Annotated in this window: 11 protein-coding genes; 7 read left to right on the top strand and 4 right to left on the bottom strand. The window is 74.9% G+C overall.

What is annotated here, in order from left to right:
• The first annotated feature begins 60 nt into the window (after positions 1-60).
• The 3 genes from CRV15_RS27405 to CRV15_RS27415 all read left to right on the top strand — a co-directional run bounded on the left by CRV15_RS27405 (position 61) and on the right by CRV15_RS27415 (position 1,917).
• On the top strand, positions 61-786 hold the full coding sequence (locus CRV15_RS27405; RefSeq protein ID WP_003959112.1) for a siderophore-interacting protein: 726 nt from the start codon (positions 61-63) through the stop codon (positions 784-786).
• A 127-nt stretch (positions 787-913) separates the two neighbouring features.
• Complete coding sequence (locus CRV15_RS27410) at positions 914-1,339, top strand: VOC family protein (protein ID WP_003959111.1); 426 nt, start codon at positions 914-916, stop codon at positions 1,337-1,339.
• A 119-nt stretch (positions 1,340-1,458) separates the two neighbouring features.
• The gene (locus tag CRV15_RS27415) at positions 1,459-1,917 is read left to right on the top strand and encodes a GNAT family N-acetyltransferase (protein WP_003959110.1); all 459 of its coding nucleotides are present in this window, start codon (positions 1,459-1,461) and stop codon (positions 1,915-1,917) included.
• Between the two features lie 54 nt (positions 1,918-1,971).
• Here the strand turns inward: CRV15_RS27415 and secD are convergent, their stop codons facing one another.
• Positions 1,972-4,263 carry a protein translocase subunit SecD gene (gene secD / locus CRV15_RS27420; RefSeq protein ID WP_003959292.1) on the bottom strand — a complete coding sequence of 764 codons (2,292 nt, stop codon included), beginning with the start codon at positions 4,261-4,263 and terminating at the stop codon, positions 1,972-1,974.
• 223 nt (positions 4,264-4,486) lie between these two features.
• Positions 4,487-4,909, bottom strand: coding sequence for a hypothetical protein (locus tag CRV15_RS27425; protein WP_009995125.1), 423 nt, complete (start codon positions 4,907-4,909; stop codon positions 4,487-4,489).
• A 305-nt stretch (positions 4,910-5,214) separates the two neighbouring features.
• Between CRV15_RS27425 and CRV15_RS27430 the strand changes: the two genes are divergently transcribed.
• From CRV15_RS27430 to CRV15_RS27440, 3 genes are all read left to right on the top strand, one after another.
• Positions 5,215-6,066, top strand: a complete 852-nt coding sequence (locus CRV15_RS27430) for an ABC transporter substrate-binding protein (protein WP_009995124.1) — start codon at positions 5,215-5,217, stop codon at positions 6,064-6,066.
• Complete coding sequence (locus CRV15_RS27435) at positions 6,063-6,902, top strand: amino acid ABC transporter permease (RefSeq protein ID WP_003959290.1); 840 nt, start codon at positions 6,063-6,065, stop codon at positions 6,900-6,902. Before CRV15_RS27430 ends, CRV15_RS27435 begins: the two co-directional genes overlap by 4 nt.
• 64 nt (positions 6,903-6,966) lie before the next feature.
• Positions 6,967-7,794 carry an amino acid ABC transporter ATP-binding protein gene (locus CRV15_RS27440; RefSeq protein ID WP_009995122.1) on the top strand — a complete coding sequence of 276 codons (828 nt, stop codon included), beginning with the start codon at positions 6,967-6,969 and terminating at the stop codon, positions 7,792-7,794.
• 566 nt (positions 7,795-8,360) lie between these two features.
• On the opposite strand, the gene CRV15_RS27445 is transcribed toward CRV15_RS27440, so the two are convergent.
• Complete coding sequence (locus CRV15_RS27445) at positions 8,361-9,077, bottom strand: hypothetical protein (protein WP_003959288.1); 717 nt, start codon at positions 9,075-9,077, stop codon at positions 8,361-8,363.
• Complete coding sequence (locus CRV15_RS27450) at positions 9,052-10,959, bottom strand: serine/threonine-protein kinase (protein WP_003959287.1); 1,908 nt, start codon at positions 10,957-10,959, stop codon at positions 9,052-9,054. The genes CRV15_RS27445 and CRV15_RS27450 overlap by 26 nt, the downstream gene beginning before the upstream one ends.
• A gap of 592 nt (positions 10,960-11,551) precedes the next feature.
• Here CRV15_RS27450 and CRV15_RS27455 point away from each other — a divergent pair.
• The gene (locus CRV15_RS27455) at positions 11,552-12,382 is read left to right on the top strand and encodes a nitroreductase/quinone reductase family protein (RefSeq protein WP_003959286.1); all 831 of its coding nucleotides are present in this window, start codon (positions 11,552-11,554) and stop codon (positions 12,380-12,382) included.

Raw genomic sequence — 12,382 nt, forward strand, 5'->3', positions numbered from 1 at the left:
GGGATGTAACGGGACTCAAGGAAGACGCGGCGGGACTCAAGGGAAGGGAGTGGCGGCGCGATGGGGCATGGCTGGGAGGGCGTGGTACTCAAACTGCTGCGCGGCAAGGACTTCACCTTCACGGTGACCGGGGCCGAGCAGGTCACGGACCGCTTCCGGCGGGTGCGTCTGACCGACGGCGGGATGCTGGCGAGGACCGGGGTCCACCCCACCATGTGGGTCCGGATCTGGTTCGACAACGGGGGCAGGCCCCATCAGCGCGCCTACACCCTCGTCGACCCGGACCCCGTCGCGGGGACCTTCAGCCTGGAGTTCGCCCTGCACGACGGGTGCGCCAGCGACTGGGCCCGCGCCGCGCGGCCCGGCGACACGGTGGAGGCCACCCTCCAGGGCACCGGGTTCACCGCCCCCGCGCCACCGCCCGGACGGCTCCTCGTCGTCGGCGACCCGGCCTCGCTCCCGGCGGTCAACTCCCTGCTGGACGCCTTCCCGGGGGTGCCCGCGACCCTCTGGTTCGAGACCTCGCACCGCTCGGACGAACGGCTGCCGATCCGGCTCGACGACACCGTCCACGACGTGCGCCGCGTCCCGCGCGAGGACGGCGGCCGCCGACTGGTGGACGAGGTCGTCTCCGCCCTCCCCGCCCTGCTGGACGGCTGCGCGGACCCCTATCTCTGGATCGCCTGCGACACGGCGACGACCCGTGCCCTGGCCGGGTACGCCCGCAAGGAGCTGGGGCTCCCCAAGGAGCGTGTCGACGCGCTCGGTTACTGGCGGGCCGCCTGACCGGCCGGTGACACGGGTGCGGGCGGCCCGGCGGGGCAGGTATCGGAGGGTGCCGGGCCCCCGGGACCCGGTGGCCGGGACCCGGCGGCGCGGCCTGCGGTCCCGCCGTCCGTCAAGGGAGCCCCCGATGTCCTCCGCCCCCCGTTTCGTCCTGCGCAGTCTGGTGATCGACTGTGCCGACGCCCACCGTCTCGCCGCGTTCTGGGCCGATCTCCTCGGCTGGACGGTCCGGGCGAGCGAGCCCGACTGGGTCCAGCTCCGTTCGCCCGACGGCTCCCTCGGTCTGTCGTTCCAGACCGAGGCGGAGTACGCGCCGCCGAGCTGGCCCGAACGGCCGGGGCGGCAGCAGAAGATGCTGCATCTGGACATCCAGGTCGACGATCTCGACGCGGCGGTCCGGCACGCGCTCCGGCTCGGCGCGACCGAGCCCGCCGAGCCCTCCGGGTGCACCGGGTCCTCCGGGCCCGGCGGTCCTGAGGGATCCGGCGATCTGCGGGTCCTGCTCGACCCCGCCGGCCACCCCTTCTGTCTGTTTCTTCATGTTGTGTCATGAAATAAGGCTGCACATCCATGTATTGAGACGGTAATGAATCACCCCATGACCATCTGACCTGCGAATGTAATACTCCCTCCATGAGTTCGCATATGACAGATGGGGTGAGTGCGCTCCCCATGGACGCCCTGCGCGTGGTCCGGGCGACGGCGGCGGACAGCGACCGGCTCACCGCCATGGTCCGGGGCGCCCGCGCCTACGAGGGGGAGTACGCCGCCATGGTGGCCGGGTACCTGGTGGAACCCGCGTACATCGAGGCCCACCCCGTCTTCCTCGCCGTGGACGGGCGCGGCACCCTGCTGGGCTTCTACTCCCTGCTGCTCGGCGGCGCCGAGCTGGATCTGATGTTCGTCGCCGACGGGGCCCAGGGGCTCGGCATCGGCCGTCGGCTGATCGTCCATATGCTCGGTGAGGCGCGCGCGGCGGGCCTCACCTCCGTGCGCGTGGTCTCGCACCCGCCGTCCGAGGGCTTCTACCGCAGTGTGGGCGCCGAGCGCGTCGGTGTCTCCCCGGCCCAGCCCCCCAAGGTCACCTGGGAACGGCCCGAGCTGGTCTTCCCCGTCCCCGCACCGGGCTGACCCGCGGAACGCCGGGGTCCGGTCCTGCTGGGCGGACCCCGGCGCCCCGCCGGATCAGACCACCGCTCCCGTGCCGGCGCGGCGCCCGGCCCGTTCCCGTTCCCGCTGTGGCCGGGGCCGGTCCGGATACCGGAGCTGACCCTCGACGACCAGCGGCATCGCCGTGAAGACCGTCGACGCCGTCCCCAGGACCACCCCCGCCAGCAGCGCCACCGAGAAGTCGGCCAGCGAGTCACCGCCCAGGACGGCGAGGGAGACCAGGACGAACAGCGCGCCCATGCCCGTGTTCACCGTACGCGGCAGGGTCTGCGCCACGGCCCGGTCCGCCAGCTCCGGCCAGGTCCCGCGCGGCGCGGACCGGCGCAGCTCCCGCAGCCGGTCCAGGACGACGACGGTGTCGTTGACCGAGTAGCCGACCACCGTCAGCAGCGCCGCCAGGAAGACGCTGTCGACGGGCTTGCCGAGCCAGGCGAAGAGCCCCACCACCAGCAGCACGTCCTGCGCCATCGCGGCGACGGCGGCCACGGCGAAGGTCCACCGGAACCGCGCCGTCAGATAGAGGAGCTGCGCGGCGACCGCGACCCCCAGCGCGATCAGGGCGTGGCGGCGCAGCTCGGAGCCGAGGCTCGGACCGATCGTCTCGTCCCGCTCCACCGTGACCTCGCCCGCGACCGTTCCGAGGGCCGCCCGGATCGTCTCCTGCCCGCGGTTGTCCAGCTCGCCCGTGCGGACCGTGATGCCCCGTTCGCCGGTCTTCTGGACGACGGCCCGGGGGAACCCGGCGTCGGCGACCGCCTGCCGGGCCCGGTCCGCGTCCACGGGCTGCCCCGCCGTGTACTGGATCTGCCGCCCACCGGTGAACTCCACCCCGAACTCCAGCCCGCGCACGCCGATCCCGGCCAGCGCGCACAGCAGCAGCCCCAGACAGCCGCCGAGCCAGCGGCGGCGGTACCGCATCAGCCGCGGCGGCCTGCGCTCCAGCAGGGTGCGCACCCGGCCCCGTACGGTCAGCCCCGTCCACGCGGGCCGTCGCCGCACCGGGCCCCGGCGCACCGCCCAGTCGGCGAACAGCCGGGTGATCACCATCGCCGAGACCAGCGAGGCCAGCACCCCGATGGCGAGGGTCACGCCGAAGCCCTTGACCGGCCCGGTCGCGAACACGAACAGCAGCCCCGCCGCGAGCAACGTGGTCACATGTGAGTCGGTGACCGCGCTCCACGCCTGGTCGAAACCGACCCGCAGGGGGCGCCGCAGATCGGTGGAGGCAGTCCGTCCGCGCCGGGCGCGCGCGTACTCCTCGCGGGCGCGCTCGAAGGCGAGGACGTTCGCGTCGACGGCGATCCCGATCGCCAGCACGAACCCGGCGAGCCCCGGCAGGGTCAGCGTCGCCCCCAGGGCCACGACAGCGGCGTACGAGATCACCCCGTACAGCACGAGCGCCAGCGCGGCGAGGGCTCCGACGAGCCGGTAGACGGCGATGATGAACGCGCCGGTGCAGACCAGCCCGATCACGGCGGCCCAGGCGCTGGCCCGGATCGCCTCGGCGCCCAGCGTCGGCCCCACGACGGACTGTTCGACGGCGGTCACCGGCACCGGCAGCGCGCCGCCCTTGACCAGCGCGGCGAGATCGCGGGCGCCGTCCGCGCCGAAACCGCCGGTGATCTGCGCGGAGCCGCTGGGGATGCCCGTACCGCAGGGGACGGAACGTTCCATCGCGGGGGCGGAGACGATCGCGTCGTCGAGCACGATCGCCACCCGGCGGGCGGGGGAGCCGGGCGCGGCGCAGGCCGCCTCACCGGTGAGCCGCGCCCACTCCGCCCCGTCGCCCCGGAAGGAGAGGCCGACGGTCCACCCCCGGCCCGAGGCGGTGTCGAGGACGGCCTCGGCGTCCCGTACCCCGTCGCCGGTCAGCGCGGTGGGCCCGAGCCGGAGGAACCCGGTGGGGGTCTCGGGGTCGGGCAGGACCCGGGAGCCGTCCGCGCCCGGACCCGACGCGGGCCCCGGGGCCGCCTCCACGACCGGGTGGAACGAGAGCTGGGCGGTCCGGCCGATCACCTCCGCGGCCTCGGCGGGGTCGCGCACCCCGGGCAGCTCGACGACGATACGGCGCTCCCCGGAACGGGCGAGCGAGGGCTCGGCGACCCCCAGCGCGTCGACGCGCTGCCGCAGTACCTCCAGGGTCCGGTCGGTGGCGTCGGCGTCGGCCCGGACGGTGGGGGAGTCCCGGGTCTCCAGGACGATACGGGTGCCGCCGCGCAGATCGAGCCCCAGCCGGGGCGGTACGAGCACGGCGACAGCGACGGAGAGGGCGACGACGGCGAACGCGAACAGCGCCCGCCAGCGCATGGCACGCGATCCACGCGATCCACGTGAGGTGCGTGAGCCGCATGAAGACGATGAGGACGGTGGAGGCGGTGAAGTTGGTGAGGACGGTGAGGACATGGACCACTCCAGGGCAGCCGTGCGGACCGCCTCACGGACGGCCCGCACCGGGAAAAGGACGACAGCGCGTCCCGCCCGCCCGGCCGCGGGCATGCCGCAGGACCGGGCGGCGGACGCGGAAGAGACGTCAGCCGCTCGTGGAGAAGGGGGGTGCCCGGGTCTGTCGCGGGCCGTGCGGGGGACGGGGCGGCGCGCGCTCCCGTCCGGGCTCCGCCGCCACCCGGCCGCCGGGCGCGGGCGGGGCGGACAGCGCCGCCGGTGCCGCCGCGTCCGCGGGGGCCGGGGGCGGGTGCCCGCCCGGGTCCCGCTGCGCCGCCGCGTCGGGCACGGCGGCGACCGCGGCCCGCCGGGTCTCGGGCCGTGCGGAGACACCGCGCTGCGCCGGGTCCGTGCGCGCGGGAAGGGCCGGTGCGGCCGAGACCGGCGCGGCCACGCGGGCCCCTCCGGCCGGACCGGGGCCCGGCGCCGTGACGGCGGCGAGGACGGTCCAGACGCCCAGCAGCAGCGCCGGCAGCACGGTTGTGAGCAGCGGACGTACGCGCTGTCGCATCCGCCCCCCTGCCCCTGTCGTCCCCGTCGCCGTGTCCGGTGCCGTTCACCGGTGTCGTGGCCGGTCGGCACGTGTTCTGACGCGCCGTCCGCGGCCCGCCGGGTCTGTTCCGGCCCTGCCAGCCTAGGCGACCGCCGACGGCCCGCCGCCCCCGCCCCGGGACCCCGCTTGTGAACGGCGTGTGAACAGCCTGTTGGGGTGGTGCGCCGATGCCTACGATCTCGGTCGGACGGTCTCGCACCGGTGACCGCCTGCCCGCGCTCCCCCCTTCGACGGAGGTACTCGTGTTCGGGAAGGCCCCAGCAGTGTCCAGACGGAACGGCGGCACCGGATACCGCCCTCGTACGCGGGCGGGGGCTCTCGCCGCGGCCGTGACGGGGGTGCTGATCACCACGGCGTGCGGCACGGGCGACCAGGGCGCCACCACGGCGGACGGGGTGCCGCTCGTGGCCAAGGGCAAGCTCACCACCTGCACGCATCTGCCGTACCCGCCGTTCCAGTTCGAGCGGGACGGCGAGGTCGTGGGCTTCGACGTCGCCCTGATCGACCGGGTCGCCAAGGACCTCGGCGTCCGGCAGGAGATCCTCGACACCCCGTTCGAGAACTTCAAGACGGGAGCGTTCCTCAACTCCGGCGAGTGCGACCTCGCCGCCGCCGGAATGACGATCACCGAGGAACGGAAGAAGAACGTCGACTTCTCCGTGCCCTACTTCGACGCCACCCAGGCGCTGCTCGCCACCGCCGGCAGCGGAATACGCTCCCTCGCCGAGGTCGAGGCGGAGAAGCGGAAGCTGGGCGCGCAGAGCGGCACCACCGGGGAGAGCCATGTCCAGGAGCAGGGTTTCGACCCGGTCGCCTTCGAGAGTTCCGACGCGGTCCTGAACGGGCTGCGGACGGGGCAGGTCGACGCGGTCGTCATCGACTACCCCGTCGTCCAGGGCTGGCTGAAGGACCCCGCGAACGCACGCGCGTTCCGCCTCGGGCAGAGCATCGAGACCGGGGAGCAGTACGGATTCTCCGTCAAGAAGGGGAACGACGCGCTCCGGGCCGCGATCGACAAGGTGATCAGGGAGTCCCGGGCCGACGGCGACTACGAGCGGCTGCACGAGGAGTGGATCGGTCCGCTGCCGCGGGCGCGGACCGGCGGCACCTCATGACGGAGCGGACCGACGGGGCCGCGCGGGCCGCCCGCCCGCCGCGGCGGCCGACCCGGCGGCAGCGCCGGCGGATTCTCCGGGGGGCGCAGTACGTCCTGTTCGCCGGGGTGCTGCTCACGGTGGGCGCGCTCGCCGACTGGGAGCGGCTGGCCGAGCAGTTCGCCCAGGGGGACCTCGCCGGGGAGCTGTTCCCGGAGATCCTCACCGTCGCCCTGCGGAACACGGTCCTCTACACCCTCTCCGGGTTCGCGCTCGGCCTGGTCCTCGGGCTGGTCGTCGCCCTGATGCGGCTCTCGTCCGTGGCCCCCTACCGCTGGGCGGCGACCGTCTACATCGAGTTCTTCCGGGGGCTGCCCGCCCTGCTGATCTTCATCTTCGTCGGGGTGGCGGTCCCGCTGGCGTTCCCGGGGACCGAGATACCCGGGGGCACCTACGGCAAGGTCGCGCTCGGCCTCGGTCTGGTGGCCGCCGCCTATATCGCGGAGACGATCAGGGCGGGCATCCAGGCCGTGCCCCGGGGACAGCTGGAGGCGGCCCGCTCACTGGGCTTCTCCCACGCGCGCGCCATGGTGTCCGTGATCATCCCGCAGGCGTTCCGGATCGTCGTACCGCCGCTCACCAATGAACTGGTGCTGCTCTTCAAGGACTCCTCCCTGGTGCTCTTCCTGGGCGTCACGCTGGAGGAGCGCGAACTGACCAAGTTCGGCCGGGATCTCGCCAGCCAGAGCGCCAACTCGACGCCGATCCTGGTCGCCGGGGTCTGCTATCTGCTGGTGACGGTGCCGCTGGGCCTGGTGGTGCGCCGACTGGAGCGCCGCGCCGCCCGCGCCCGCTGAACGGGGCCACGGCCGTGGCCCATCCGGCCCGCCGATGACACAGAGGACGAGGGGAGGGCGCCCGATGGCGTCGAGCACGGTACGCGGAGCGGCGATCCGGATCAGAGGGCTGCACAAGTCCTTCGGGAACGAGCCCGTGCTGCGCGGCATCGACCTGGAGGTCGCGGAGGGGGAGGTGGTCTGTGTGATCGGCCCCTCCGGCTCCGGCAAGTCCACCCTGCTGCGCTGCGTGAATCTGCTGGAGGAGCCCGACACGGGCGAGGTCGTCGTCGGCGGTACCGAGATCACGGACCCCGACGTCGACATCGACGCGGCCCGCCGCCGGATCGGCATGGTCTTCCAGCACTTCCATCTCTTCCCCCACCTCGACGTCACCGCCAATCTCACGCTGCCGCAGCGGCGGGTGCTCGGCCGGGACAGGGCGCACGCCGCCGCCGTGGCCCGGGAGCGGCTGGAGCGGGTCGGCCTCGCCGACAAGGCACACGCCTACCCCGGCCGGCTCTCCGGCGGTCAGCAGCAGCGCGTGGCCATCGCCCGCGCGCTGGCGATGGACCCGGAAGTGATGCTCTTCGACGAGCCGACCTCGGCGCTCGACCCCGAACTCGTCGGCGAGGTGCTGGCGGTCATGCGGGAACTGGCCGGTGACGGGATGACGATGATGGTCGTCACCCATGAGATGGGCTTCGCGCGCGAGGCCGCCGACCGGGTCGTCTTCCTGGACGGCGGGGAGATCGTGGAACAGGGCCCGGCGGCACGGGTGGTGGGGGAGCCCCGGCACGAACGCACCCGCGCCTTCCTCCGGCGGGTCCTGGACCCGGTCGCCGCGACGACCGCCGCCGAAGCCGCTGAAGGCTCCGGTTCCGGACGGACCCCCGGCTCCTCCCCGGGCTGAACACCCCCTGCGCGGAGTACGCCCGGGGCCGGCACGCCGGATACGTCCCCCGGCCGCGCCCGGCCGCACCCCCGGACACCCCGGCCGCGCTGGACCCGGCGGACGGGGCCCGTCGGAGGGCCCCGGCGGACAGGAACGGGAGACCACGGCGGCGGACACCCGCGTTCGGCCGGACGGCGGCGCTCGGACCGCTCACCACCCGGGCGCCGCGGCCCCCGGCCGGGACGCCGTGTACCACTCCGGACCGGGGCCGCGGTCGGCGACGGCGCCGTGCGGGACGGACGCGAACAGGCCCCGCACCTCGCGAACCTGGCGCGGCCCTTCGACCGGGAGGGCCTCCTCGGCTCCACCGGGTACGGATTCATCGCCCCGGACCTCCCCCCCCCGCACGGCCCTCCGGTACGACCTGGACAGGGGCTCGTCCTCCGTGGTCCGTGGTGAGGAGCGTCACCCGGCGTCGCCCTGCCGCCGGGAGCCGGAGCAGACGTTCCACCCGATGGCCCGGCACAACCGGGCCGTGCCCGGAACCGGCCGCACGGCCGTCCGGTGGTATCCGCCCCCGGCGGTCAGGCGCAGCGGTAGACGAAGCGGGCCGTGCTGTGATGCGCCGAGGGGGAGACGATCCGCAGCTCCGCGCGGGCGCCGATGTCGCCCCGGCCGGTGAACGTCCACAGCAGCCGCAGCTCCGCCCGGTGCTGACCGCGTGTCACCTTCTCCCGGAGCAGGTCCGACGTGGTGCCGTCGCTGCGCACCCAGCGGTAGACGAGGGTGCCGGGCTGCCCGTTGGTGCCCACCACGCCCACGATGTCCGCCGTGCCCTCGCAGCCCAGGGTCACCGCGTCGGCGCGGGCCGCGACCCGTTCGACCGTGATCGGCTGCCCGTACCGCTGCCACAGCAGCACGCCCAGCACGGCCACCAGGACCACGGCGGCGAGCGCGTAGCGGCGCAGCCCGCGCAGCCGGGAGCCCCGGTGCCGGCCGCCGGGCGGGGGCGGGCCCCCGTGCCAGAGGGCGGCCGCGGTGACCGCGGTGACCGCGGTGTCCGCCGTCGGTGGCGCCTGGTCGGCCGCGGTCACCCCCGGTCCGAAACGGCGGATCTCCCCCTCCACCCGGTCGGGGGCGGCGTCCTCGGGGACGGCGCCCTGGACGAGCGTGGGACTCTCCGCGCCCGGCGGGCGGGACCCCGGCCGCTCGAACCAGTGGCTGCCGAGCGCGGTCGCGCTGTCGTGCTCGTCGCCCGTGGCGTCGGGGGACCGCTCAGGCGGGGGGCTGGGACTCGTCACTGGACGCGCACCTCCGATCGAGGATCTGCCGGGAGGCGTCGCCGCCGACGGGCGCCGGGTTCGCCGACACCAGCGCCGACAGATAGCAGCCGTCCCTTTCGAACACATGGGTGAGGGTGAGGGTGTAGGTCCGCGCGCCGCTGCGGGTGAGGGTCTCCACCCCGTCCGCCTGCCCCAGCTCGCCGGGGGCCTCCCCCGTGTACCAGGTGAGGACGAGGGTGACCGGGCCGGTCCCGTCGGTGGTGACCTCGACGGTCGCGGTCGCCGCCGAACCGGGCGCCTTGGAGCCGGGCTGTTCGAGCCCGGTGACCTCCACCGAGCGCACCCGGGCCGGGACCGGCTGCGTCGCGCTCGGCGTCGGACGGGGCGAGGAGGACGTCGGTGTCGCGCTCGGCCTCGGGGCCGTGGGCCGCGGCCCGGGCGGAGGGCCGACCGAGGGGGAGAGTGTCGGCCGCGGCGCCCCGGGCCGGGTGGGCTCCGACTTCCGCGGGCCGCCCCGGTCCGGCCCCGTCGCCGAGGGGCTCCCCGATGACGGAGAGGCGGACGAGGTCTGTGGGGAGGGTGAGGGCGATGGGCTGGATGTGCCGGATCGGGAGGGACGTGGTGAGAGGGACGGTGATGGGCCGGTCGGCCGGGCGCTCGTGGTGGCCAGATGTCGCCCCGCGGCCGTGGCTCCGCCGTCCCCGTCGGGCTCGGCGGCGACCGCCACCGCGAACAGTCCGGCGGCGGCAGCCGCCGCGGCGCACAGGATGCCCGCCGTCCACAGCGCCTCCCGGCGCGCCGTCGGGGCGGCGGCAGCGGCGGCGGTGCCACCTGTGGCCGTGGCGGCGGTGACGGCGGCGGCGCCCACCGCCGTGCCCCGGGCCGCGGCCCCGGCCGGGGCCCGCCCCCCGTCCTCCTTCCGGCCCCGGACGGCGATCCGCGCGAATGGGCCGAGCCACCGGGACCCCGGCCGCCGCGGGCTCGGCCCGATCGCGGTGGTCGCGGCGTCCGCCGTGGACCACGACTCGCCCTCCGCCGACGGCAGCAGCAGGGGCAGCAGCGCGACCAGCGCCGCGAGCCGGTGCTGACCCCGCTCCTCCCACGCCGGGCCGTAGGCCCGCTCGGCGATCCCCTCCAGCTCCGCCAGGAACGCCGCCGCGCTCCCGGGCCGCTCGGCGGGGTCCTTCGCCAGGCCGCGCCGGATCAGCGGGCGCAGCGGCTCGGGCGCCTCCTCGTCGGGCACCGGCGCCTCCATATGGGCCAGCGCCAGTTCGGCGAAGTTGTCGGCGGTGTACGGCTTGTGCCCCGTCAGACACTCGAAGAACGTCGCCGTGGCCGCGTAGACATCGGTGGACGGGGACGCGGTCCCGCCCTGCCACTGCTCCGGCGCCATGTACGACGGGGTGCCCGCCACCTCGGGTTCGGTACCCCGGCCGACCGCGATGCCGAAGTCCACCAGCTTGGACGATCCGTCCGTCGCGACCAGCACGTTCTCGGGCTTGTAGTCACGGTGCACCACACCGGCGCGATGCGCGTCGGCGAGCCCCAGCAAGGAGCCCTTGAGCACCGCGAGCGCCGCCTCCGCGCCCGTCGCGCCCTCCTCGCGCAGCAGCGCCCGCAGCGCGATCCCGTCGACCAGCTCCATGACGATGGCCGCGCCGTGCGGGGACTCGACGTACTCGTACAGCCGGACGACATGCGCCGAGCCCAGCCCGCCGAGCAACCGGGCCTCGGCGCGCAGCCCGAGGACGAAGGAGTGGTCGGAACGTATCCGTGCGGCCAGGTACTTGATCGCCACCGGGACCCCGGTGGCGTCATGGGCGGCGAGGACGACCCGCCCGCTCGTCCCGGACCCCAACTCCCGGGAGTCCGTGTACCCGGGTACCGTCCACGCGTCCATCCCGCCCTCCCCAGGGTCTTCGGGTCCTCGCGTCTGTGTGCCGTGGTGCGGTGTGCTGCCGCACGCTAACCCACGGGCCGCCGCCAGAGCAGACCGGATCGCGCCGACTGCCGGTCGCTCCGCGCACCCCTGCCGTTGGGCGCGCGGAGGCGCCCGGGGACGCCCCTCCCGCCCGGGGTGCCCCCGGCATCCGGTCGCCGATGAGGAAAAGATCATTGCCTGCCCGCCCGGTCCCCGGTTAGAGTCTCCGCCGTGACTGCCGGGTCGGCCATGGGCCACAAGCGAGCAGGGTTCCCGGCCTCGGAGTGATTCCGGGGCGGGCGCGAGCCCCGCCTTCTGCCTCTTTTCTTTCCGTACGCGCCGCATCCGGCGTGTGCCGGACGCGCGTTTCCCTGCCGCGCCGTCCACCGAATCCCCTGTACGGTCCGTACGCGCCTGCGCGCCCTCGCGGCGCCGCCACAGCCGTTGTCGCTGTCCGGCGCGCGTGCCGTCCTCCCCACCCTTCCGCCCCCGCGCGGCCGTTCGGCCTGCCCGCCGACGGCCCGTCCCCGGGGCTGCCACGACACCCAGAGAGAGTGCAGAGAACACGCTTATGCCGCAGGACTTCAACCAGCAGATCATCGAGGAATTCCGGGCCAACGGCGGCCGGGTCGGCGGCCCCTTCGCCGGGGCCCGGCTGCTGCTGCTCACCACCACCGGCGCCCGGTCCGGCACCCCGCGCACCACCCCGCTCGGCGCCCTTCCCGACGGGGCGGGCCGGACCCTGGTCATCGCGTCCGCCGGGGGAGCGCCCCGCCACCCCGCCTGGTACCACAACCTCGTCGCCGACCCCCGGGTGACCGTCGAGAGCGGGGTGTTCACCTACGAGGCCGAAGCCGTCGTCCTGACGGGCGAGGAGCGCGACCGCGCCTTCGCCCGCGCGGTCGAGGCGGAGCCCGGCTGGGCCGAGTACCAGGCGAAGACCGAACGGACCCTCCCCGTGGTCGCCCTGGACGAGATCCCCGGACCCCCGAGGGTGGCCGCCGCCTCCGTCGGGGAGATGCTCAGAGCCGTCCACGACGGCTTCCGCCATGAGATCGGCCTGATCCGCGCGGAGATCGCGGCGGGCGGACCGGCCCTCGGGGCCCAGCTCCGGATCAACTGCCTCACCCTCTGCCAGGGCCTCGGGCAGCACCACACGGGCGAGGACGCCATGATGTTCCCCGCGCTCGCCGGACGCGACCCCGGGCTCGCCCCCGTCCTCGACCGGCTGAGGGAGGAGCACGAGCGGATCGCGGACATCCTCGCCGAGCTGCAACGGGTCGTCTCCGCCGACGGCGCCGACCGGGAGCGGGTCGCGCGGGAGGTCGACCGGCTCGCCGACGAGCTGGAAGGACATCTCCGCTACGAGGAGGAGCAGTTGATCCCGCTGCTCGACGGCTGA

Source organism: Streptomyces clavuligerus, from assembly GCF_005519465.1.
GTDB lineage: Bacteria > Actinomycetota > Actinomycetes > Streptomycetales > Streptomycetaceae > Streptomyces > Streptomyces clavuligerus.

Coding starts and splice junctions, on each gene's coding strand:
- CRV15_RS27405 (WP_003959112.1), top strand. CDS start 61: ATGGGGCATGGCTGGGAGGGCGTGGTACTCAAACTGCTGCGCGGCAAG.
- CRV15_RS27410 (WP_003959111.1), top strand. CDS start 914: ATGTCCTCCGCCCCCCGTTTCGTCCTGCGCAGTCTGGTGATCGACTGT.
- CRV15_RS27415 (WP_003959110.1), top strand. CDS start 1,459: ATGGACGCCCTGCGCGTGGTCCGGGCGACGGCGGCGGACAGCGACCGG.
- secD (WP_003959292.1), bottom strand. CDS start 4,263: ATGCGCTGGCGGGCGCTGTTCGCGTTCGCCGTCGTCGCCCTCTCCGTC.
- CRV15_RS27425 (WP_009995125.1), bottom strand. CDS start 4,909: ATGCGACAGCGCGTACGTCCGCTGCTCACAACCGTGCTGCCGGCGCTG.
- CRV15_RS27435 (WP_003959290.1), top strand. CDS start 6,063: ATGACGGAGCGGACCGACGGGGCCGCGCGGGCCGCCCGCCCGCCGCGG.
- CRV15_RS27440 (WP_009995122.1), top strand. CDS start 6,967: ATGGCGTCGAGCACGGTACGCGGAGCGGCGATCCGGATCAGAGGGCTG.
- CRV15_RS27450 (WP_003959287.1), bottom strand. CDS start 10,959: ATGGACGCGTGGACGGTACCCGGGTACACGGACTCCCGGGAGTTGGGG.
- CRV15_RS27455 (WP_003959286.1), top strand. CDS start 11,552: ATGCCGCAGGACTTCAACCAGCAGATCATCGAGGAATTCCGGGCCAAC.